Here is a 23,642-nt window from a genome sequence, read left to right on the forward strand (position 1 = left end):
CTGGCTGGGTTACCCGCAGCGTCTTCCGTTTCCACCTTGGCGTGAACATTGCTGTCCTGAGCCAGTTCGGTACCAGGAACGTCTACGTTCCAGGTCTTGCCATCGGCATTAACGGTGGTGGTGTAGTCCTTACCGTTGACCGTCACGGTCACGGTGTCACCGGCCTTCACATCCTTGCCAACCGTACCAGTGATGGTCACGTCAGACTCGGACTCAGCCTTGTTGATCACGTCGTCACCCGCAATGGTGTCGATCGTAATCGAAGCTTCGGGCAGATCGGTGTCTACACCGTAGCCACGGTCGGCTTCAGCCGAAGCGGGGTTACCGGCGGCGTCTTCAGTCTCGACCTTGGCGTGAACATTGCTGTCCTGGGCCAGTTCGGTACCAGGAACGTCTACGTTCCAGGTCTTGCCGTCAGCGTTAACGGTGGTGGTGTAATCCTTGCCGTTCACGGTCACAGTGACGGTGTCGCCAGCCTTCACATCCTTGCCAACCGTACCAGTGATGGTCACGTCAGACTCGGACTCAGCCTTGTTGATCACGTCGTCACCGGCAATGGTGTCGATCGTGATCGAAGCTTCGGGCAGGTCAGTATCCACGCCGTAGCCACGGTCAGCTTCAGCGCTCGCTGGGTTGCCCGCAGCGTCTTCGGTCTCGACCTTGGCGTGAACATTGCTGTCCTGAGCCAGTTCGGTACCAGGAACGTCCACGTTCCAGGTCTTGCCGTCAGCGTTAACGGTGGTGGTGTAATCCTTACCGTTGACCGTCACGGTCACGGTATCACCGGCCTTCACATCCTTGCCAACCGTACCAGTGATGGTCACGTCAGACTCGGACTCGGCCTTGTTGATCACGTCGTCACCGGCAATGGTGTCGATGGTAATCGAAGCTTCAGGCAGGTCGGTATCGACACCGTAGCCGCGGTCGGCTTCAGCGCTCGCTGGGTTGCCGGCGGCGTCTTCGGTCTCGACCTTGGCGTGAACATTGCTGTCCTGGGCCAGTTCGGTACCAGGAACGTCCACGTTCCAGGTCTTGCCGTCAGCGTTNCGCCCGCAATGGTGTCGATGGTGATGGCGGCTTCCGGAGCATCGGTATCAACATCGTATGGACGTTCTGCATTGGCGGAAGCGGGGTTGCCAGCTTCGTCCTCAGTCGTAACCTTAGCGTCAACTTTAGCGTGACCCAGCAGGTCCACGCCTGGAACATTCACGTTCCACGTCTTGCCATCGGCATTAACCGTTGTAGTGAACTCTTTACCACCGATAGTGATAGTGACGGTGTCGCCGGCCTTGACGTCCTTGCCAACCGTACCGGAGATGGTCACGTCGGATTCGGACTCGGCCTTGTTAATGACGTCATCTTCAGCGATGACATTAATAGCGATCTCGGCTTCAGGAGGCGTAACGTCGACATCGTAAGGCTTCTCGTCGGTCGCAGTCGTGGTGTTGCCGGCGTCATCGGTCGTGGTGACTTTGGCTTCAACCTTGTCGTTGTTGACCAGTTCGGAACCAGGAACGTCCACGCTCCAGGTCTTGCCGTCCGGANACCGGCAATGGTGTCGATGGTAATCGAAGCTTCAGGCAGATCGGTATCCACACCGTAGCCGCGGTCGGCTTCAGCGCTCGCTGGGTTGCCTGCAGCGTCTTCCGTTTCCACCTTGGCGTGAACATTGCTGTCCTGAGCCAGTTCGGTACCAGGAACGTCCACGTTCCAGGTCTTGCCGTCAGCGTTAACGGTGGTCGTGTAGTCCTTACCGTTCACGGTCACAGTGACGGTGTCGCCAGCCTTGACGTCTTTACCCACGGTACCAGTGATGGTCACGTCGGACTCAGACTCGGCCTTGTTGATCACGTCGTCACCGGCAATGGTGTCGATGGTAATCGAAGCTTCAGGCAGATCGGTATCCACACCGTAGCCGCGGTCGGCTTCAGCGCTCGCTGGGTTGCCTGCAGCGTCTTCCGTTTCCACCTTGGCGTGAACATTGCTGTCCTGAGCCAGTTCGGTACCAGGAACGTCCACGTTCCAGGTCTTGCCGTCAGCGTTAACGGTGGTCGTGTAATCCTTACCGTTCACGGTCACGGTCACCGTGTCACCGGCCTTCACATCCTTGCCAACCGTACCAGTGATGGTCACGTCGGACTCGGACTCGGCCTTGTTGATCACGTCGTCACCCGCAATGGTGTCGATCGTGATCGAAGCTTCGGGCAGATCGGTATCNTAATCGGATCGATTTCGATCTCGGCTTCAGGAGGCGTAACGTCGACGTCGTAAGGCTTCTCGTCGGTCGCAGTCGTGGTGTTGCCGGCGTCGTCGGTCGTGGTTACTTTGGCTTCAACCTTGTCGTTGTTGACCAGCTCGGAACCAGGAACGTCCACGCTCCAGGTCTTGCCGTCCGGGTTGACGGTGGTTTCGTATTCTTTACCGCCGACGGTCACAGTGACCTTGTCGCCAGGTTTGACGTCTTTACCAACCGTACCGGTGATCGTGACGTCGCCGCCCGACTCTTCCTTGTTGATCACGTCGTCGCCTGTAATCGGATCGATTTCGATCTCGGCTTCAGGAGGCGTAACGTCGACGTCGTAAGGCTTCTCGTCGGTCGCAGTCGTGGTGTTGCCGGCGTCGTCGGTCGTGGTTACTTTGGCTTCAACCTTGTCGTTGTTGACCAGCTCGGAACCAGGAACGTCCACGCTCCAGGTCTTGCCGTCCGGGTTGACGGTGGTTTCGTATTCTTTACCGCCGACGGTCACAGTGACCTTGTCGCCAGGTTTGACGTCTTTACCAACCGTACCGGTGATCGTGACGTCGCCGCCCGACTCTTCCTTGTTGATCACGTCGTCGCCTGTGATCGGATCAATTTCGATCTCGGCTTCAGGAGGCGTAACGTCGACATCGTAAGGCTTCTCGTCGGTCGCCGTCGTGGTGTTGCCAGCGTCGTCAGTCGTGGTGACTTTGGCTTCAACCTTGTCGTTGTTGACCAGTTCGGAACCAGGAACGTCCACGCTCCAGGTCTTGCCGTCCGGGTTGACGGTGGTTTCGTATTCTTTACCGCCGACGGTCACAGTGACCTTGTCGCCAGGTTTGACGTCTTTACCAACCGTACCGGTGATCGTGACGTCGCCGCCCGACTCTTCCTTGTTGATCACGTCGTCGCCTGTGATCGGATCAATTTCGATCTCGGCTTCAGGAGGCGTAACGTCGACATCGTAAGGCTTCTCGTCGGTCGCCGTCGTGGTGTTGCCAGCGTCGTCAGTCGTGGTGACTTTGGCTTCAACCTTGTCGTTGTTGACCAGTTCGGAACCAGGAACGTCCACGCTCCAGGTCTTGCCGTCCGGGTTGACGGTGGTTTCGTATTCTTTACCTCCGACGGTCACAGTGACCTTGTCGCCAGGTTTGACGTCTTTACCAACCGTACCAGTAATAGTTACATCACCTTCGGACTCTTCCTTATTGATGACGCCGTCTTCAGTAATGGAATCGATGGTGATTTCAGCTTCTGGGGGCAGCGTGTCGACCGTGGTCGTGTCTTCGCCGCCGTTACCTGGGGTGCCAACTTCGTTGGTGTAGCTACCGTCAGGCACTTTGACGGTGATTTCACCTTCGTAGTTCGGTGGGGGAACCAGCGTTCCGGTCCAGGTCTTGGGATCTTTGTTGTCTGGTGTCAGACCTTCGATGCGACCGCCGCCGGTGACCACGATATCTTCGATATCAAAGCCAAATGGCACTTCAGTAAATGTGAAGGTAACGGTGCCGTCGTCATTGATCTTGACAGTAACGGAGGGAGGAACCAGAGGACCGGCCTCTTCTTCGCCAGTACCGCTGTAGCCACCCAGGCGCACGTTTTCAACGGTGGGCACGCCAGGACGTGGGTATTCCAGGGCCAGAGGGCGTGTGGTTTCCACAATGCTGACCAGGCGGGTGAAGCTGCTGCCACCGCCTTCGCCACCACCGGTCAATACGGCAGCGGTTGGGTCAAGTTGGGAGAATGGGTCATCGCCAGCTTCCAGAGCGGCCAACACAGCCGTAATGGCTGGGTCGTTCGGGTTGGCCAGAGCAGCGGCTACTGGGTCCACATCGGTTTCTGCGATATCGCCGCTGACCAGGAAGGAGCGGTTATCGGAAATGGTCATCGATGGGCTGCCAGGGATCTCAAGCTCGACGCTGGCGCCGGTCTCGGTGATGATCTCGGCATTAACAGGGACGCGCATCCCTTCTTTGACAGCTACTTTGGAGCCATCGGCGGTACGGATCCATGCCGTACCTTCAACTCGTGTCACTAAAACAGTATCCAGTGCCATGACTGTCTGATTCCTAAAAAAAGACTGCCGCCAAGCAGCAGTCAGAAATGGACTTTCTTTGATCAGAGAATAGCGAGTTGGTCCGCTAGTCGATATTGGCGTCGCCGCCAGTTCGCTGTTTTATTTATTGTTATTGACCTTACTTAACAATACGAACGGGACGGCGAGCAGGGGTTTAGGCTATGCCGTGTACTTTTAGCGCCAACATCAAACGATCTGTTACATCCAGCTTTTCAAAAACCGCCTGCAGATGGGCGCGAACCGTTCTCTCGGTGATGCCCAGGTCCTTTGCGATCAGCTGATTGGAGTGGCCCAGCGAGGCGCGTTGCGCAACCTCGACTTCACGACTGGTCAGGGTACTTTCCCAGCCCGCCTTGGGTTCCAGACGACGGGTAACGTCGCTAAGCAAACGGCTCAGCAAGGACTCCCCAACCCAAACCTGCCCACTAGCCACGTGGTCCAGCGCCTGCACCAGCAAAGGCGACGAGCTGTAGGCGTGAATGTAACCACGAGCCCCCAGGGCCAGTACGGCCTGACCTTCGCTATCCAAAGGACGTGGGCTGGCGACAATAATCTTCATGCCCTGCACAGCCTTGGACCATTGGGGATGATTCCACAAAGCCAGGGCACTATCGACCACCACCAGATCACGCTGCTGTTGTTTCCAACGCAATAAATCGTCCATGCCCTGCCCTCTGGCGGGCAGCCAGGTGACCGAATCCAGATGACGCCAATGCTGCCACAACGCCTCATCGGCAGTCAGAAATAAAACCGAATTTACTTGTCGCATACCGCTTTTCCCTTACTGGTAACACGAGCTATATGCCATCAGCTCTTGGTCTGACTCGGGTGTTACACCTCTATCGTCAGCGCTACTCCCCCAACGGACCAATCAGCCTTAACGCTCTCTGAATGCGTTGGATCTGGCCCTGAGAATAGGTTTGAGTAAGTACTGCATAACAGTCCGCTTGCCAGTCATGATGTGCACTTCGGCCACCATACCGGGCAAGATTGGACGGTTATCGTCACCGACATACACCGTGTCCGTACGTACTTTAGCTATATAGAATGAATTGCCTTTTTCATCGGTAATGGTGTCGGCACTGGTCTGTTCCAGCACACCGGGCAAGCCGCCATAAACAGCAAAGTCATAGGCGGTGAATTTGACCTCGGCAGTCTGGCCTGAGTGCAGAAACCCGATATCGCGCGGATTAATACGCACTTCCAACAGCAGGGTGTCGTCAGTAGGCACGATTTCCAGAATGTCTTTACCGGGCTGCACCACGCCGCCGACCGTATTGGCAGACAGGGTCTTGATGGTGCCGCGCACGGGCGAGCGCACTTCAGCCAGGCGCACACGGTCGGCCAGGGCACGTTGGCCTTGCTCCAGGGAAGCCAGCTTGGCACGTGTTTCAGCCAGTTCGGTACGGGCCTGATTGCGGAAGGTAATTTCCACCTCGCCAATCCGGTTCTGGGCTTCCTGAATCGAGGCCTGAATACGGCTGATCTGTGCCGTGGCCGCTTTTTGCTCACCGCAGTAACGAGCCACATCACGCTGCAGGCGCAGCAAATCCACTTCGGACACCGCCCCACTTTTGAGCAAAGGACGTGTCATTTGCAATTCTTGCGAGGTCAGCCCGCAACTGGACGCGGCCTGATCACGATTGGCCTGCGTCTCACGCAATTCTTGTTGACGCTGGTTCAGCTGTTCCTGAGCCACCGAAATATTGGAGCGCAGCTCTTCGGTACGAGCCTGCCAGACGCGGCGTTCCATTTCTGCCAGATCAGGGGCTTTTTCCAGCACTTCACTGGGCATATCAAAGGGCTGATCGGCAGCAATCGCTTCCAGTCGAGCTGCCTTGGCCATCAAGGACAAGGACTCGGCTTCGTTCTCGCCCAAGGAGGACGAGGCACGGGTAGGATCGATACGCAACAGCACTTCGCCCGCTTCCACGGACTGGCCAGGACGCACCAGAATTTCTTCCACCACACCGCCGTCCAGACTTTGCACAATCTGGACCTGGCGAGATGGCACAACCTTGCCCTCGCCACGCACCACTTCATCAATGCTGGCAAAACTGGCCCAGACAATCAGCAGGCTGATGGCCAGCAAGGTCAACCAGATCAGCAGCGTGGAACCCCGTACATCTTGGTAACGAGCCGTCCACGATGCGTTTTTGAGCATATTGCTACCAGGAGGTGGGGAATTGGTGTCCTGGAGTTGCGCACGCACCCAATTGGTCAGGTTCTTTATTTTCATGCTGCACTCCGGGCCTTACCAATCTGCCCACTACGCAAGGCGGCAATGACCTGATCCTTAGGACCATCCGCCACAATACGCCCCATATCCATCACGATCAGGCGATCCACCAGCTCCAGCAAGGCGGTGCGGTGGGTCACCAGCACAACTGTCTTGCCCTCACATTCTTTATGCAGGCTGCGACGCAGGGCTGATTCGCTCTGGTTATCCATATTGCTGCTGGGTTCATCCAGCAACAGAATGGACGGGTTACCGATCAAGGCACGAGCCACAGCGATAGCCTGACGCTGACCACCCGAGAGGGATTCGCCGCGTTCGCCAATCATCATGTCGTAGCCATCAGGATGGCGTCGTGCGAAATCATCCACCCCGGCCTGACGAGCCGCTGCCAACATTTGATCGTCAGTTGCGTAAGGCGTGCCCATCAGCAAATTGTGTTTCAAAGTGCCATAGAACAGCGTGGGGTCCTGCGAGACATAGCCCATGGAGCGACGCACGTCTGCCGGGTCAATCTGCTGGCTATCAATTCCGTCCAGCACAACGGTGCCGCCCGTCGGTTTGTACAGACCCAGGATCAGCTTGGACAAGGTGGTTTTGCCGGAGCCAATACGGCCGATAATCCCTATCTTCTCGCCAGCCTTCAAGGAAAAACTGACCTTATCCAGCACGTTCTGATTAGTGCCGGGATAGCTGAAACTAACGTTGCGGAACTCGATAGAGCCTTCCAGATAAGGGCGTGGCACAAAGTGACGCTCTTCAGGATGCTCTACCGGCATATTCATGTACGAATCCACCGAACCCAGGGAGGTACGGGCATTCTGATACTGCATCATCAAGCCAGCCACCTGCCCCAAAGGAGCCAGGCAACGGCCTGCAATCATGGAGGAAGCAATAATGCCCCCCATGGACAATTTGGTTTCCTGAACCAGATACACCCCGATAATCACCACGCTGATGGTGACCATCTGCTGCAGCATCTGCACCGTGTTTACGGTCAGGGTGGAAGTCATCTTGATGCGCGCACCCTGACGAGCCAGGTACTCGGTGGACTGCTCCCAATCGCGCTGCGCATTGCTTTGCGCATTCAGGACCTTCAAGGTTTCCATACCAGCCAGGGATTCGACCAGGCCGGCGTTACGCTGGGCAGCAGCCTGGAAGGTCTGTTTGGTCAGACGTTCCATACGTGCCTGAGCAAACCAGGAAATACCCAGGATGATCACAATGGCCACAACGGGCGGGATCAGCATCCAGGGCGAGATCCAGGCCAGCACAGCCAAAAACAGCAGCACAAATGGCAAATCGACCAGTGTCGTCAAACTGGCCGAAGCGATAAAGTCGCGCACCGATTCAAAAGAGCGCAGATTGGCAGCAAAAGAGCCCACCGACGGCGGTCGGTTCTCCATGCGCAAGTCCAGCACCCGCTCCATAATCCGCGCAGACAACTGAATATCCACCCGTTTGCTGGCAGCATCAACTACATAGGCTCGCACACTGGAGAGCACCATGTTCATGACCAGCACCAGCCCAATCCCAATCGACAGCACCCACAGGGTTTCAATCGCTTTGTTGGGAACCACCCGGTCGTACACGTTCATGGTGTAGAGCGGAATGGCCAGCGCAAACAGGTTGATCAGCAAGGCAGCGCCAATGGCGTCGCGATACAGACGCCAGTTTTGCACTACGGCTGTCCAGAACCAGTGCTTGCCCTTCATGGGGGCCACACCATCTTTGGCACGCGCTTCGACGCGGAAATCCGGCTGCACCACAGCCAACAGCCCGGAGTACTGCGCTTGCAGATCTTCCAGGCTGATTTCGCTGGGGCTACCACTTTCCGGGAAATGCACCCGGGCACGTTCTTCTTCCAGCCCCAGCAACACACATGCCCGGTTATTGTTCAGCAACAAAATAACCGGGAACAGATTGGTGTCGAGTTCGGTAAAGGCGCGACGCCATACTCGGGCCGTGCAATGACCACGCGCGGCCGCTCGACTGAGCAAGGCAGGCGTCAAACGCCCACGCTGCAAAGGCAAGCCTGCAGACAAGTGCTGCGGCGTGCAAGGATTACCGTGGATACGGGTAATCTCTGCCAGGCAGGTCAGAAGAGGATCATCATGCGTCAGATGAGGCGGGATACTGTATTGCCCGCTTGCTTGTGTCGTGCTGTCAGATGAGTGGTTCATCGTCATTAATCAAATCCAGCGAATCCCGCAGGCGTTGACGGGTACGTTTGCGCTCGTTCAATTTGGCCAAGGCCTGGGGAGGCAGATCAGTCATACGAAGCACACCGTTAGCAACCAGTGCGTCAATCAAATCCTCCAGCACTCGGATAAAACTGGCATCCGAGACTGAAAGCTCTTGTTTGTAGTCATCTTCGTTCTGACTCATACGTGCCTCCCTTCACTATCCAATAACGCCAAGAAGCAGCTACTTACAGCCCGGCTGGTTTCTCGCGCAGGACTGGCGGAGCCATACCGTCGCGGTAATCAACAGAAACCGGGGTCAGGTTGCTGGTATCTGGAACAGGCGTCATACATGCCTTGAATGCCTCTTCGGGGAAGTCCAGCTTGGCGGCTTCTTCAGGCTGCTCCGAGTAAGGCTGGGACAGGCCAACTGCCGACACCAGACGGTGCGACAAGGTCAACCAACGGTATTCGGCTTGTTGCAGGTCGTAAGTGGCATTGGCCAGAGCGCGACGCGCATCAAACAGTTCGTTTTCCGTATCCAGCAAGTCCAGCAAGGAGCGCTGACCGATCTGGAACTGCTGCATGTAAGCAACGCGAACCTTGGACGTAGCCAGTTCGTGTTGTTTCAGGAATGGCAACTGAGCACGCAGGCGCTCGATGTTGTTCCAGGCCACGGCCAGATCCTGCTGTACGTTGCGGCAGGTGTAATCGCGCACGTCGCGGGCAGCGTACTGCTGAGCTGTGGTTTGACGGATGCGAGCAGCATCGGCACCACCACGGAACAGGTTGTACGACAGCATCAACTGCACGTTGCTGCTTTGCGAGTTGCGGTATGCGGAACCGGGAGGATCATTCTTGTCCTTGCCTGTCGCAGCACGGAATTCCAAAGTAGGCGACATGCGGCCTTGAGCCACGTGTTTGCCCGACTCAGCAGCTTGATACAAAGCCTGCTTGGCCAAAATCACGGGGCTGGTGCGCAAGGATGGCAAGAAGTCGGTGGTATTGGCAGGAATCGACTCGCTCAGGCTAGGGGCCGCTTGCATGACTTCAGGAGCAGCCACACCCACAATGCGACGGTAGCGTTGCAGCACGTCGTTCAGGTTGCCGGCCTCGGTCATCATGTTGCTTTGAGCCAGGGACTGGCGGCCATAAGCCTGTTCCAGGTCCACACCACGGCCCACGCCGGATGCCGAACGCTCCTGAATCTGGCTCAGGATGTTCATGTGCATGCCGTAGTTTTCACGGGCCAGCTTTTCCATTTCGCGGTAACGCAGCACATCAATGTGCGCGTTGGCCGCTTCCAGAGCCAGAGAATCTACCGAAGCCAGCAGCTCGTAGTAGGTAGCCAGTTTTTCGTAACCCAACTGACGAACCTGGTTGATCGAGGAGAAACCATCAAAAATCAACTGACGCAGTTGCAGGCTGTAGCCGCTGCGGGACCAGTCGGTAGACGGAGCACCGGAGGTGCTGCCACGCCACTCTTTGCCAACCCAACCCTGTGCATTGACCTCGGGCAACAAGGCGCCACGGCCAACGTTCTGACCTTCAAGCGCAGACTGGAAATCCTGGAAGCGAGCGCCAAGTTCAGGATTGGACATAATTGCCCGCTCAATACTGTCCTTGAAGCTCAAGCTGTTTTCCTGCTGGGCAAGCGCTGGTTGCGCCAGCAGTAGCGCTGTCAGCAGCGCACTTACCGTTAGAGTTTTCTTACCACGCACGTCGGCCTCCGTAAGATCCTGTGCCGCGTTCGCAACAGACGTCATTACGTCAGCGTTGCAACGCATTGCCAGATCAAATTTAAGTACAAAAATGAAAGAAGAATGGGTTCGGTGTGTCGCTCAAACAAAGCGAAAGAAACACCACCCGAGGGCCCAACACCTATGTATTGCACATGGGCTTTACATCTAAGACTGGTAAGTACATCGCCAGCCGCAGCAGTATGTTCATAATGGACCGGGGCAAGACAAGGCGGAGCTACAGGCTTCTGACCTGTATTCTTGGAGCATAACCTTGTGTCTGATTGTGACTTTTTACGTGACGCATAGTGAAACTCATCACGTAGATCACGGGACAAATTGTATCTTAGATTACAAGGAGCTTCGTGGACGACAATGTTAAAAATGATAAATAGCCCGTGATAAAAAAGGCAACAATACACTGAAATTAAACGATTTCGGGCGATTAGGCGCTTAAGCAATAACTGTTGCGCTTATCCCACGTGGCGCGATCGTTGGTAATAATCTACAAAAAACTTTCACCTTAATAAGCATTTAGGTTACATCAAGATAAAACCAGGTTATCACCAGGCGATAAAAATATTTTCATCGTTAAAAATATAACAATCGCTCACATTAAGAATGCTGCACTTGTAACGATTTCTTATTGCAGCTTGATGCCAGTTTTCATCTCTTTGTCAGGCCTTCAAAAAGAGATATGAAATCAAAAACTTATAACGGTTTCTTGAAGGGCTCCCTGTTTCGCGCCCGTTTGTAGCTTCTCTGAACAATCCGTTGCTGCAATATCCGCCGCCCACGCTTGTCCCGTTTCTGCTCGCCCGATACCATCGAACGGTACGTATTTAGTTAGCAACACAGACAACTTGGAGGCCGCTCATGTATCAACACCTGGCCCTGTATATCAATGGTCAATTTCTGGATGGACAAGGTCGCCAGACCCAGGCCGTCATCAATCCTGCCAATGGCAGCACCTTGGGCCAACTTCCGCTGGCATCCCAGGCGGATCTGGACGCGGCTCTGAACGCCGCCCAGGACGCGTTCAAAAGCTGGCGTCACAGCTCGCCCATGGATCGCAGCGCGATCCTGCGCAAGGTCGCGGAACTGTCGCGTGAACGCGCCCAGGAAATTGGCCGCAATCTGACACTGGACCAAGGCAAGCCCTTGGCCGAGGCGGTAGGCGAAATCATGTCCTGCGCGGACCATGCGGATTGGCACGCCGAGGAGTGCCGCCGTATTTATGGCCGCGTCATCCCCGCCCGCAACCCCAAAGTGCAGCAAATGGTTCTGCGCGAGCCCATCGGGGTCTGCGCCGCCTTTACGCCCTGGAACTTTCCCTACAACCAGGCCATTCGCAAGATCTGCGCGGCTATCGGTGCTGGGTGCACGATTATTCTGAAAGGCCCCGAGGACTCCCCCAGTGCGGTCATGGCTATTGCCCAAGCCTTTCATGATGCGGGCCTGCCTCCGGGTGTACTAAATATTGTCTGGGGTGTGCCACAGGAGGTGTCGGACTACCTGATCCGCTCGCCCATCGTGCGTAAAGTCTCCTTTACCGGATCTGTACCTGTAGGCAAGCAACTGGCTGCACTGGCCGGTGCCCATATGAAACGCATCACCATGGAATTGGGCGGTCACTCGCCTGTGCTGGTCCTGCCTGATGCCGATGTAGCCCGCGCTGCTCGTCAGCTGGCTCGTTTCAAAATTCGCAATGCTGGTCAGGTGTGCATTTCGCCCACGCGTTTTTATATCCACGACGACATCTACACTGCATTTGTGGACCGCTTCACCGAGGAGCTGGCCAATGTAAAAGTGGGCGATGGTCTGGACCCGGATACGCAAATGGGGCCCTTGGCTCACGAGCGCCGCCTGCCCATGATGCAAAAGTTTGTCGACAACGCCCGCTCTCTGGGTGGCAAAGTGTTGCTGGGAGGAGAACAGATCAAGCGCGATGGTTTCTTTTTCTCGCCCACAGTGCTGACGGATTTGCCCGACGATGCACTGGTCATGACCGAAGAGCCATTTGGCCCCATCGCCCCCTTGACGCGCTACAGCGATCTGGACGATGCCATCGCCCGTGCCAACAGCCTGCCCTACGGTTTGTCGGCCTATGCCTTTACACAATCCTTGCAAGACGCGCATCGACTGGGTACCGAACTGGAATCCGGTATGGTCAATATCAATCACTTCGGCAGTTCCCTGCCCGAGACTCCGTTTGGCGGCGTCAAGGACAGCGGCATTGGCAGCGAAGGCGGTGCCGAAACCTTTGACGGATACTTAGTCACCAAATTTGTGACCCAGATCTAAGACTGGCTCCTGGCCCCGCTTTGCGGGGCTAGGGTGAACCCCTACTGTACTAACTGCGCATTCCCGTTACATTATTCAAACACTCGTTTGAAATTAGGAAATAACGGTGAAACGCTCTGATCGGACACAGTCCGCCATTCTCGATGCAGCCGAACATCTTTTTGCGCTGTATGGCCACGAAAATACCTCCATGCGCCAGATTACGGCGCAAGCCAAGGTGAACCTGTCGGCTGTCAATTATCACTTTGGCAGTAAAGACGGACTGACACAGGCCGTGTTCCAGCGCCGCCTGAACAGCATCAATCAAGAGCGCCTGGAAAAACTGGCGTTTTATCGCCAGCAAGCCGGTGAAGGTCCGTTGAAAGCATCCCAGGTGGTGGATGCCTTTTTTGGCCCACTGATCCGCCTGGCGGGTTCAGGCAACGGCGCCCCACGCTCGTTTATTCCTTTGCCGGGGCAGGACCGCCCGGCGCCGCAGGATTTCATTCAGTCCATCTGTTGGGACGAACAAGTCGCCATCTTCCTGCCCTTCAAGCAGGCTTTGCATGAAGCTCTGCCTACCGTGCCTGAAGAAGAAATCATCTGGCGATTCCATTTCATGCTGGGTGCCACCTCTTATGCCTTGATGGGCACCCAATCACTGCGTCGGGCTTTGCAATTACCCCTTAGCGACAGCCCGGAAAGTGAGCAACAACTGCAACAGCGCTTGATGAGTTTCCTGCTGGGTGGATTACGAGCTCCTTTACCCACCAGCACCTGAGCTGAACGGCCCTGACCACCAAGCTACACCACGGTGAACCGCGCCCCTCTCTTAAGGGCAGCAAGTCGAAGGTGCAGCATGAGGGGGTTTTACCGCCGGGTCGCTCCCAAAGCTCGGCGCCCCCGGTAAAAAGTGCCCCCTCGGGGGGCAACAAGCCGAAGGCGCAGCGTGGGGGCCTTCTTCTTTTTTTTCTGAGCTAGTCCGGAGTTGCTATGTTTGTGACCTTGCTATTGATAGTGCTAGTGCTTGGCTGCGTCTACGTTCTCAAAAACCGGAATCTACGCACCAAGTGGCTAAGCCGCCCAATCTACCGCGCCTTTTCCAGCGTTCTGCCTGCCATGTCCCAAACCGAGCGCGATGCGCTGGAAGCAGGTACGGTCTGGTGGGAAAGTGAGCTGTTTCGCGGCAAACCCAACTGGAATACCCTGAGCTCTTATCCGGCCTACCGGCTCACCGATGAAGAGCGCCAGTTCATGGACAATGAAGTCAATGTGGCTTGCGCCATGATTGACGACTGGCAAGTCAGCCAGGAAGACTTCGATATGCCTGCCGAGGTCTGGAACTACCTGAAAGAAAACCGCTTCTTCAGCCTGATTATTCCCAAGGAATACGGCGGTCGCGGTTTTTCGGCGCAAGCGCACTCGGCGGTTGTCGCCAAGCTCTCCACCCGTAACTCGGCCTTGTCCGTCTCGGTCATGGTGCCCAACTCGCTGGGCCCGGCAGAACTGCTGCTGCACTACGGTACCGACGAGCAGAAACAACACTATCTGCCCCGCTTGGCTGATGGCCGTGACATCCCCGCTTTCGCACTGACCAGCCCTTGGGCCGGTTCGGACGCCGCCTCCATTCCTGACGTAGGGATTGTCTGCAAAGGCGAATGGGAAGGCCAGGAAGTGCTGGGCATGCGCGTCACCTGGGACAAACGCTACATCACCCTGGCTCCAGTTTGCACCTTGTTGGGTCTGGCCTTCCGCCTATATGACCCGGACGGTTTGCTGGGTGGCGAAAAAGACATTGGCATTACCTGCGCCCTGGTTCCAAGCGACCACCCCGGCGTTGATACCGGTCGCCGTCACTTCCCCCTGAATGCCATGTTCATGAACGGCCCCACCCGTGGCAAAGACGTGTTCATGCCGCTGGAGTTCATCATTGGTGGCCCCGCCATGGCTGGCCAGGGCTGGCGCATGTTGATGGAATGTCTGGCTGCTGGCCGCTCCATCTCTTTACCCTCTTCCTTTACTGGCATGGCCAAACTGACCAGCCGCGCCGTGGGCGGTTACTCCGCCGTCCGTACCCAGTTCCGCAGCGCCATCAGTAAATTTGAAGGTGTGGAAGAAGCACTGGCTCGCATTGCCGGCCATACCTATGCGATGGATGCCGCCCGCACCATGACGGCTGCTGCCGTGGACCTGGGCGAGAAACCTTCCGTGGTCTCGGCCATCGTCAAATACCATGTGACCGAGCGTGGTCGTATTGTGGTAAATGACGGTATGGACGTCATTGGTGGTAAAGGTATTTGTCTTGGCCCATCAAACTTCCTGGGCCGTGCTTACCAACAGATCCCCGTCGGTATTACGGTGGAAGGCGCCAATATTCTGACGCGCAGCCTGATCATCTTTGGCCAAGGCGCGATTCGTTGCCATCCTTTCATTCTGGAAGAGATGACAGCTGCACTGAACCCTGACCGCGAAGCCGGTTTGCGTAAATTTGACCAGGCTTTCTGGGCACACATCCGCTACACACTGGCCAATACAGGCCGCTCCTTCTGGCTGGGCCTGGGTGGCTGGCGCTTGCTAAGTGGCCCTACCGGCACCTCCAAGGCCATGCACACCTACTACAGCCAGGCCAGCCGTTACAGTGCCGCCTTCTCCTTGCTGGCCGACGCGTCCATGCTGGTTCTGGGTGGTTCCCTGAAAATGCGTGAGCGTCTGTCCTCGCGTCTGGGCGATGTGTTGTCCGAGCTGTACATGCTCAGCGCCGTACTCAAACGTTACCAGGACGAAGGCCGCCAGCAAGAAGATGCGCCTTTGGCTCACTGGGCGGCTCAAGACGCCTTGATGCGCGCTCAACATGCGCTGGACAAAGTACTGGAGAACTTCCCGAACCGTCCTTTGGCGGCCGTGCTGCGCTTCCTGGTCTTCCCTCTGGGTCTGCGCCGTCTGGGCCCTGATGACAAGCTGGACCACACTGTTGCCAAACTGTTGACCAAGCCCGGTGCCACTCGAGATCGCCTGACTTACGACACCTACTTGCCTGACGACGATATGGAACCCGTCGGTGCGATTGAAGCGGCCCTGCTGGCTTCGCTGAACACCCGCGATATTGACGCCAAAATCCGTCAGTTCGAGAAAAGCGGTCAATTGCAGGACAACCCCAAAGCCAACGTACGCGATCTGGCCGAAGCCGTCTTTCAGGCCGGTGGCATCACGGCTCAGGAATACGAGCAAATCCAGGCCCGCGACATCGTGCGCGATCGGGTTATTGCCGTTGATGATTTCCCCTTCGATTTGCGTCGGGAAAATCCTGCCGCTGAAGCCGCCAGTGGGAGCCAAGCATGAGTTTTCAACCGGTCTATATTATTGACGGCGCACGCAGCCCGTTTCTGAAAGCGCGCAATGCGCCCGGCCCCTTCTCTGCTGGAGATCTGGCCGTGCAAACGGGTCGCGAGCTGTTGCTGCGCCAACCCTTTGAGGCCCCGCAGCTAAGCGAGGTCATCCTGGGTTGCGCCGCCCCCTCGCCCGATGAAACCAATATCGGCCGGGTTCTGGGTCTGCGTCTGGGCACAGGTCACAAAGTGCCGGGCTGGACCGTGATGCGTAACTGCGCCTCGGGTATGCAGGCACTGGACTCGGGCGTACAGGCCATTCAAACCGGCCGCTCGGATCTGGTGCTGGCCGGTGGCGTAGATGCGCTGTCTCACGCCCCCATCCTGTTCAGCGACGACATGGTGCGCTGGCTGGCCACCTGGGGCAAAGCGCGTAGCCTGGGCGCACGCCTGAAAGCGCTGCGCAGTCTGCGTCTGTCCTATCTGAAACCAGTCATCGGCCTGCTTAAAGGGCTGACTGATCCCGTCGTTGGCCTGTCCATGGGGCAGACCGCTGAAATTCTGGCTCACGAGTTTGGTATCAGCCGTCAGGATATGGACGAGTTTGCGGCCCGCAGTCACCGTCTGGCTTTGCGTGCTCAACAAGAAAACGCTTTTGAAGAAATCGTGCCGTTAAGCGACACGCGCGGTAATAACTACCCACAAGATGATGGCGTACGCGAAGACTCCACGCCCGAGAAGCTGGCCAAGCTGCGCCCAGTCTTTGATCCGCCTTGGGGCAATATCACGGCCGGCAACAGCTCCCAAGTGACCGATGGCGCTGCCCTGCTGATTCTGGCCAGCGAAGCCGCCGTCAAGGAACATCAGCTCAAACCCATTGGCCGCATTGTGGATGCGCAATGGGCTGGTCTGGATCCGGCCACCATGGGCCTGGGCCCTGTTTTCGCCGCGACGCCTATTTTGGAGCGCAACCGTCTGGCCCTAAATGGCCCGGACTTGTGGGAAATCAACGAGGCTTTTGCAGCACAGGTACTAGCATGTCGTGCTGCATGGGACAACCAGGAGTGGTGCCAAAAGCATCTGGGTCGTGATGCTTTGGGTCTGCTGGATATGGACAAGCTCAATGTGGACGGTGGCGCCATTGCGATCGGCCACCCGGTGGGTGCCTCCGGAGCCCGAATTGTGCTGCATTGCTTGAATGCCCTGCGTCGTCGCAACTTGCGTCTGGGCATGGCCGCTATTTGTATTGGCGGCGGACAAGGCGGTGCCATGCTGATCGAATCGCTGCAAGGAACTGAATCATGATGCCCGTCGCTACCCTGGATTTGCAAAACTTCACGCTGTACACGGACGATCAGCAAATTGCCTGGCTGAAAATCGATTGCGTGGGCAGCTCGGTCAATAGACTCTCGGCAGCCGTTCTGCAGGAGCTGAACCAGGCACTGGATTACCTGGGCAGCCATCCTCCTAAAGCACTGATCATTTACTCCGGCAAAGCTGCCGGTTTTGTAGCCGGTGCGGACATTGACGAGTTTTCGGAACACAACAACAACCCTGAAAAGGGCTTGGCACTGGTCACACGCGGCTGGACCGTCTTCAACAAGCTGGCCAAGCAGAGCTACCCCACGTTGGCGCTGGTGCAGGGCCACTGCCTGGGCGGTGGTCTGGAGCTGGCCCTGGCATGCCGTTATTGCCTGGCCGTAGATCAGGACGATACACGCCTGGCTCTGCCTGAAGTGATGCTGGGTATTTTCCCCGGTTGGGGCGGCATGTTGCGCCTGCCTGAATATATAGGCCCTGCCGCCGCCATGGACTTGATGCTGAGCGGCAAAAGCGTGGATGCCCGCAAGGCCGCCCGTCTGGGTATGGTCGATGCCTGCGTTCCCGTCCGTCTGGCCAAGCAAGCTGCCATCAAACAGGTGCTCAGTGGCAAGAAGCCGCGTCGCGCCAAGGGTCTGCCACGCCTGATGAATACCAAGCTGCTACGCCCCCTGGTTGCTAATCAGGTACGCAAGCAGTTGGCAAAGCGCGATCCCTATCAGCACTATCAGGCGCCCCGTGCCATCCTGGAGATCTGGGAAAAGCACAACGGCAATGCCTTGAAGGCTCCCGAGCTGATCGAGCAAATCACCCGCTCGAACACCGCAGCCAATCTGCTGCGTGTCTTCCATTTGCAAGAGCGTCTGAAAAGCGTAGGCAAGCATTCGTCGACTCAGGAGATCACGCATATTCACGTGGTCGGTGCGGGTGTCATGGGAGGCGATATTGCCGCCGTATGTGCGCTGAAAGGCATGCGTGTGACGCTGCAGGATCAGGACCGCAAGCGTATCGCCCAGGCACAAGGTCGTGCCGCCAAGCTGTTCCAGCGCCGTCTCAAAGACCGCAGACTGGTACAAGCCGCCTTGGACCGATTGATCCCGGACCCGGACGGCCACGGCATCCCGTCGGCAGATCTGGTTCTGGAGGCCATCTTCGAGAACGCCGATGCCAAGCGCAGCCTGTACGCCACCATTGAGCCCTTGCTAAAGCCCGGTGCTGTGCTGGCAAGCAATACCTCCAGCCTCCCTTTATCCGAGCTCAGCCTGAACCTGATCAATCCGGAACGACTGGTAGGCATTCACTTCTTTAACCCGGTCTCTCGCATGCCCTTGGTTGAAGTGGTGGAAAGCGAGTTGCTGGCCCCGGAAGTGCGCAGCGTTGCCTACGCCTTTGTGAACCAGATTGGCAAGCTGCCCCTGCCCGTTAAAGACAGCCCCGGCTTTCTGGTCAATGCCGTGCTGGCTCCTTACATGCTGGAAGCCATGCGCTGCGTGGACGAGGGGCTAGACCCGGCCACCGTGGACAAAGCCATGCTGCAGTTCGGCATGCCCATGGGCCCGCTTGAATTGGCCGACACCGTGGGCCTGGATATTGCCCGTGATGCAGGTGCCCAATTAAGCCAGCAGGCGGCCATGCCAGCCTGCCTGAAAACCCATCTGGACCGCCAGGAACTGGGTCGCAAAACCGGCCAGGGTTTCTACACCTGGAAAGACGGCAAAGCCCAAAAATCTCCTGCGGGAACAGTCCCAAGCGGTCTGGCAGATCGCTTGATCAAACCACTTATCGAACAGACCGAACACCAGGTTCGCATCGGTGTTGTGGAGAACGACGATCTGGCCGATGCAGGCGTGATTTTCGGTACCGGCTTTGCGCCATTCAGAGGGGGCCCTCTGCATTACAAAGCAACACAAAAACAACGCAATTAGTTCGGATTGGCACAAATACCTATACGCCGATTGGCCTAGGTCATGCACCATAGAAAACAAACAGGTGTTTTAAAACTTGTCATAAGCCTCTGTCAGACGTCGCACCTATACCTTGGAGAAGAGACATGAAAAAGACGGTTGTAGCTTTGCGTACCATCCCCGCCTTGCTGATTCCTCTGGGAATGAGCATGGGAATGGGTCAAGCCCATGCGGCTGGTTTTAACTTGCTCGAACAAAATGCGAGCGGCCTGGGCAATGCCTACGCAGGCTCGGCCGCCATTGGTGACAATGCCAGCACGATCTACTTCAACCCGGCCGGCATGACCTTGTTGCCCGAGACCAACTTCTCGGCAGGTTTTAACGCGATTAAACCTACCTTCAAGTTCTCCGATAAAGGCAGTACCGACCCCCTGGCCCTGACAGGTGGCGCCAGCCGTCCCGCTACTGGCGGCTCAGGTGGTGATGCCGGTAAAGTCGCCGCCGTTCCCAATATTTATCTGTCCCATCAGCTCTCGCCCAAGTGGTGGGTGGGCCTGGGTATTGGTGTCCCGTTTGGTCTGACAACTGAATATGACGAAGGCTGGGTTGGCCGTTACCACTCTGAAAAATTTGCCATTGAAACCATCAACGTCAACCCGTCGGTGGCTTACAAAGTCAACGATCAGTTGTCCTTCGGTGTGGGTGTGAACTGGCTGCACATTGATGCGGACTACCGTCTGGCTACCCCGGTTGGTTATCACCCGGCTTTGGGTCCACTGGACATGGACACCCGCGTCAAGATGAAGGGCGACGCCTGGGGCTGGAATGCCGGTTTGCTGTACCAAATTACCCCCAGCACTCGTTTGGGCGTTTCCTATCGCTCGCAAATCAAGATCACGGCTGATGGCGACACCAAACTGCGTAACCGCAACGTGCCGGCTGGCATTCCTGCCCCCAACATCAATTGGGACGCAGAAGCCACCATCAAGCTGCCTGACACCGCCATTGTCAGCTTGGTGCACGACCTGAACTCGCGCTGGCAATTGCTGGCCGATGTGTCCTGGACAGGCTGGAGCAGCATCCCGCGTCTGACCATTGAAAACAGCGGCCCCGGTGCCAAGGATTCCGGTCTGGAACTGAAGTTCAAGGACGCATGGCGCGTCGCCCTGGGTGCGAACTACCACTACAACGAGCAGTGGACCTTCAAGGGTGGTATTGCTTGGGACCAATCCCCCGTTCGCGACAAGAACTACCGCCCAACCGCCCTGCCTGACAGCGATCGTTACTGGGTGTCCCTGGGTGCTCAGTATCGTGCCAGCAAGAACGCCACCTGGGATATCGGCTACACCCACTTGTTCCTGAAAAATACCGACATGAACAACAACACTGATCTGAAAGGTCGTGGTCTGACACGCGGTACTTACAAAAACAGTGGTGACATCCTGGGCGTGCAGTTCAGCTATCGCTTCTAAGGATGCACTATGGCCCGCAGTCGCCGCATGGAGCTGCTCGCACGCCTACCCCCCACATGGCGTGCGCGCTTTTTGCAGCTGGGCTTTAACTGGCACCCCGCCTTCCGGGCAACCGGCGGGCGGGTCCACAAAGTTTCAGCGAACTTGCAACACATCGTCGTACGCCTGCCATTGCGTCGTCGCACTCGCAACATCAATGGCTCTTTATTTGGCGGCTCCCTGTTTGCCATTACAGACGGCGTGCACGCCACCATGCTTCTGGCTGGGCTGCAACGCCATGTGATTGTCTGGGACAAGAATGCAGAGATTCAGTACCGCCGCCCCGGCTACCAAACTCTGTACGCCAATTTTCAAATCAATCCAGATGAACTGGACGCAATACGAGGACAGCTAGACCAATACCACGAGGCTGAAGCCACATTTACCGTGCAGATCCAGGACCCCGAAGGCCAGATCTACACCACGGTGGAACGCACCATCTATATCGCCGACGCCCACTTCTACAAGCAGAAATCACAATCACGCTAATTTGCCGGAGGACCGCTTCATGTTTACCCCCCGCTGTGCCGCCCTGATTTTAAGTCTGTCCCTGGGGCTACCCGCCGCCCAGGCCGCTACTGTTGCGAATGTCACCGTGCCAGACACGGTCACCGTCGAGCAGCAAAGCCTGAAACTGAATGGGGCAGGCCTGCGCAAGAAAGTTGTTTTTGATGTGTACGTCGCCGCCCTGTATACCGCTTCGCCTTCCCAGGATGCCGAGGCCATTATTCAATCCCCCGGACCACATCAGATCCGGCTGGTCCTCAAACGCGACCTGGATGCCCAAACCCTGATCGATGCCCTGAAAGACGGCATTCACAGCAACCTGACTGATCCTGAAAAACAAGAACTGGACCCGGTCATCAAGCAATTTGAAGACTTGATGCGCCAGGTGGGTGAAGCCAAGGAAGGCGACGTTGTGGTGCTGGACATGCACACCCCTCAGGTCAAGATCCTGTTCAACGACAAGACGCTGGGCGAGCTCTCTCACCCTGATCTGACCCCTGCTTTGTTGAAAATCTGGCTAGGCAAGAAGCCTGCCCAAGAATCGCTCAAAAAGGCCCTGCTGGGATTGTCTTGAACCTACACGCCTCGGAGCGCTTCATGGATAAAGTCTGGCTGCAGAACTACCCCGCCGGTATTCCTGCCACTATCGAAGATCAGGCCCAGCAGTACTCGTCCTTGCTGGATGTATTTGAACAAAGTTGTACCGAGTTCGCGCAGCGCACTGCCTATATCAGCATGGGCAAACGCATGAGCTACCGCGAACTGTCGACCAATGCCTTGGCCCTGGCCAGCTGGCTGCAAAGCCAAGGCGTGAAAAAAGGCGATCGTGTCGCCCTGATGATGCCCAATATGCTGCAGTACCCCATCAGTCTGTATGGGGTGTTGCGCAGTGGGGCCACCATTATCAATACCAACCCGCTGTATACCGCCCGTGAACTGCGCCACCAGCTGCAAGACAGTGGCGCGGAAACCATCATCATTGCGGAAAACTTTGCCCACGTGCTGCAGGAAATCCTGCACGAAACCCCCATCAAGCGAGTCATTGTGACCAGCGTGGGGGATTGTCTGGGCGGCTTCAAGGGCTGGCTGGTCAATCAAGTGGTGCGCCACATTAAAAAAGGTGTGCCTGCCTGGTCCTTGCCTGGCTCCGTCTCTTTCAAAGCCGTACTGGCTCAGGGCCGAGGCCGCGCACCGGCCCCGGTCAAGCTGACCCACGATGATATTGCCTGCCTGCAATACACCGGGGGCACGACGGGCGTTGCAAAAGGAGCCATCCTGACCCATGGCAATCTGGTTTCAAACCTGAGCCAGGCCCTGTCCTGGATTCGCCCTTATTTGAAAGAAGGCCAGATCGACTGCGTTGTTACTGCCCTGCCGCTCTACCATATCTTCGCTTTCACCGCGAACCTGCTGGTGTTTCTGCGTCTGGGTGCGGAGAACCTCTTGATCATTAACGCGCGCGACATTCCCTCCATGATCAAGGACATGTCCAAGCTGCGTTTTACTGCCATTACGGGGGTGAACACGCTCTTTAATGCCATGCTGAACAATGCCGAGTTCCGCAAGCTGGATTTCTCCTCGCTGCGCTTTACATTGGGTGGCGGTATGGCAGTGCAGGAAGTGGTCGCCAAGCGCTGGCTGGAAGCGACCGGCAAACCCCTGGCCCAGGCTTATGGACTGACTGAAACTTCACCAGCAGCCACGATCAATCCGCTGGATAAAAAAGAGTTCACCGGCTCAATCGGGCTGCCCGTTCCTTCTACCGACATACGCATACGCGACGAAAACCAGAACGACCTGCCGTTGGGCGAAACGGGCGAGCTATGCATTCGTGGGCCGCAAGTTACTCCCGGCTACTGGCAACGTCCCGATGAAACCGCCAAGGTCTTTGATCGCGACGGCTTTTTACGCACGGGCGATATTGGCTATATGGACGAGCAAGGTTATGTCTTCCTGCTGGATCGCAAAAAAGACATGATTCTGGTCTCGGGCTTTAACGTCTACCCCAATGAGGTGGAAGCGGTCGCCGCCCAGCACCCGGATATTGTCGAGGCCGCCGCCGTCGGTGTACCGGATGAAAAAGCAGGCGAAATCGTCAAGCTCTATGTCATCAGCCGTAATCCCGAGCTGACGGAAAAAGACGTGATTGCCTTTTGCCGCAAGGAGCTGACCGGCTACAAGGCCCCACGTATTGTCGAATTCCGCGACGATCTGCCCCGCACCAATGTGGGCAAAATCCTGCGTCGGGAACTGCGTCCATAACACGTATTTCGCACGCGCTTAGACCAAGATGAAAGGGGCTTATGCCCCTTTTTCA

At 56.7% G+C, this 23,642-nt stretch carries 17 protein-coding genes and 1 pseudogene; 9 read left to right on the forward strand and 9 right to left on the reverse strand.

Going from position 1 to position 23,642, the window contains the following annotated elements:
- From ACFPDR_RS16815 to ACFPDR_RS16855, 9 genes and pseudogenes are all read right to left on the reverse strand, one after another.
- Positions 1 to 1,022 (reverse strand): Ig-like domain-containing protein (locus ACFPDR_RS16815; RefSeq protein WP_376911554.1); only part of this gene is annotated, 1,022 nt, incomplete at its 3' end.
- A 164-nt stretch (positions 1,023 to 1,186) separates the two neighbouring features.
- Positions 1,187 to 1,411 (reverse strand): annotated as a pseudogene (locus ACFPDR_RS16820) (Ig-like domain-containing protein); the annotation flags it as partial.
- Positions 1,321 to 2,163, reverse strand: a complete 843-nt coding sequence (locus ACFPDR_RS16825; protein WP_376911556.1) for an Ig-like domain-containing protein — start codon at positions 2,161 to 2,163, stop codon at positions 1,321 to 1,323. The pseudogene ACFPDR_RS16820 and the gene ACFPDR_RS16825, both read right to left, overlap by 91 nt.
- Positions 2,160 to 4,295 carry a retention module-containing protein gene (locus ACFPDR_RS16830; protein ID WP_376911558.1) on the reverse strand — a complete coding sequence of 712 codons (2,136 nt, stop codon included), beginning with the start codon at positions 4,293 to 4,295 and terminating at the stop codon, positions 2,160 to 2,162. The genes ACFPDR_RS16825 and ACFPDR_RS16830 overlap by 4 nt, the downstream gene beginning before the upstream one ends.
- A gap of 175 nt (positions 4,296 to 4,470) precedes the next feature.
- Entirely contained in the window at positions 4,471 to 5,085 is a 615-nt protein-coding gene (locus tag ACFPDR_RS16835) for a response regulator transcription factor (protein ID WP_035269588.1), read from the reverse strand.
- Positions 5,086 to 5,193: 108 nt separating this feature from the next.
- Entirely contained in the window at positions 5,194 to 6,480 is a 1,287-nt protein-coding gene (locus ACFPDR_RS16840) for an HlyD family type I secretion periplasmic adaptor subunit (protein ID WP_230940577.1), read from the reverse strand.
- A gap of 71 nt (positions 6,481 to 6,551) precedes the next feature.
- A complete protein-coding gene (locus tag ACFPDR_RS16845; RefSeq protein WP_338129240.1) occupies positions 6,552 to 8,735 on the reverse strand; it encodes a type I secretion system permease/ATPase in 2,184 nt (727 codons plus the stop codon).
- Positions 8,719 to 8,940 (reverse strand): hypothetical protein, encoded by a 222-nt coding sequence (locus ACFPDR_RS16850; RefSeq protein WP_022983326.1) that lies wholly within the window; start codon positions 8,938 to 8,940, stop codon positions 8,719 to 8,721. The genes ACFPDR_RS16845 and ACFPDR_RS16850 overlap by 17 nt, the downstream gene beginning before the upstream one ends.
- 43 nt (positions 8,941 to 8,983) lie before the next feature.
- Complete coding sequence (locus tag ACFPDR_RS16855) at positions 8,984 to 10,501, reverse strand: TolC family outer membrane protein (protein WP_080747981.1); 1,518 nt, start codon at positions 10,499 to 10,501, stop codon at positions 8,984 to 8,986.
- Positions 10,502 to 11,350: 849 nt separating this feature from the next.
- On the opposite strand from ACFPDR_RS16855, the gene ACFPDR_RS16860 reads away from it, so the two are divergent.
- From ACFPDR_RS16860 to ACFPDR_RS16900, 9 genes are all read left to right on the forward strand, one after another.
- On the forward strand, positions 11,351 to 12,778 hold the full coding sequence (locus tag ACFPDR_RS16860) for an NAD-dependent succinate-semialdehyde dehydrogenase (protein ID WP_083055327.1): 1,428 nt from the start codon (positions 11,351 to 11,353) through the stop codon (positions 12,776 to 12,778).
- A 106-nt stretch (positions 12,779 to 12,884) separates the two neighbouring features.
- On the forward strand, positions 12,885 to 13,538 hold the full coding sequence (locus ACFPDR_RS16865) for a TetR/AcrR family transcriptional regulator (protein ID WP_083055325.1): 654 nt from the start codon (positions 12,885 to 12,887) through the stop codon (positions 13,536 to 13,538).
- A gap of 212 nt (positions 13,539 to 13,750) precedes the next feature.
- The gene (locus tag ACFPDR_RS16870; RefSeq protein WP_026484842.1) at positions 13,751 to 16,096 is read left to right on the forward strand and encodes an acyl-CoA dehydrogenase; all 2,346 of its coding nucleotides are present in this window, start codon (positions 13,751 to 13,753) and stop codon (positions 16,094 to 16,096) included.
- Positions 16,093 to 17,388: an acetyl-CoA C-acetyltransferase gene (locus tag ACFPDR_RS16875; protein WP_022983329.1), complete on the forward strand. Its 1,296-nt coding sequence runs from the start codon at positions 16,093 to 16,095 to the stop codon at positions 17,386 to 17,388. The genes ACFPDR_RS16870 and ACFPDR_RS16875 overlap by 4 nt, the downstream gene beginning before the upstream one ends.
- On the forward strand, positions 17,385 to 19,328 hold the full coding sequence (locus ACFPDR_RS16880) for a 3-hydroxyacyl-CoA dehydrogenase NAD-binding domain-containing protein (protein ID WP_302357840.1): 1,944 nt from the start codon (positions 17,385 to 17,387) through the stop codon (positions 19,326 to 19,328). The genes ACFPDR_RS16875 and ACFPDR_RS16880 overlap by 4 nt, the downstream gene beginning before the upstream one ends.
- Before the next feature lie 125 nt (positions 19,329 to 19,453).
- On the forward strand, positions 19,454 to 20,779 hold the full coding sequence (locus ACFPDR_RS16885) for an OmpP1/FadL family transporter (RefSeq protein ID WP_137431141.1): 1,326 nt from the start codon (positions 19,454 to 19,456) through the stop codon (positions 20,777 to 20,779).
- A gap of 9 nt (positions 20,780 to 20,788) precedes the next feature.
- Positions 20,789 to 21,307, forward strand: coding sequence for a DUF4442 domain-containing protein (locus ACFPDR_RS16890; protein ID WP_026484839.1), 519 nt, complete (start codon positions 20,789 to 20,791; stop codon positions 21,305 to 21,307).
- A gap of 19 nt (positions 21,308 to 21,326) precedes the next feature.
- Entirely contained in the window at positions 21,327 to 21,899 is a 573-nt protein-coding gene (locus ACFPDR_RS16895; protein ID WP_026484838.1) for a chalcone isomerase family protein, read from the forward strand.
- A gap of 23 nt (positions 21,900 to 21,922) precedes the next feature.
- Positions 21,923 to 23,587 carry an AMP-binding protein gene (locus ACFPDR_RS16900; protein WP_035269577.1) on the forward strand — a complete coding sequence of 555 codons (1,665 nt, stop codon included), beginning with the start codon at positions 21,923 to 21,925 and terminating at the stop codon, positions 23,585 to 23,587.
- Positions 23,588 to 23,642: the final 55 nt, after the last annotated feature.

The sequence above is a fragment of the Alcaligenes sp. GCM10023179 genome, from assembly GCF_042653705.1.
GTDB lineage: Bacteria > Pseudomonadota > Gammaproteobacteria > Burkholderiales > Burkholderiaceae_B > Alcaligenes > Alcaligenes phenolicus.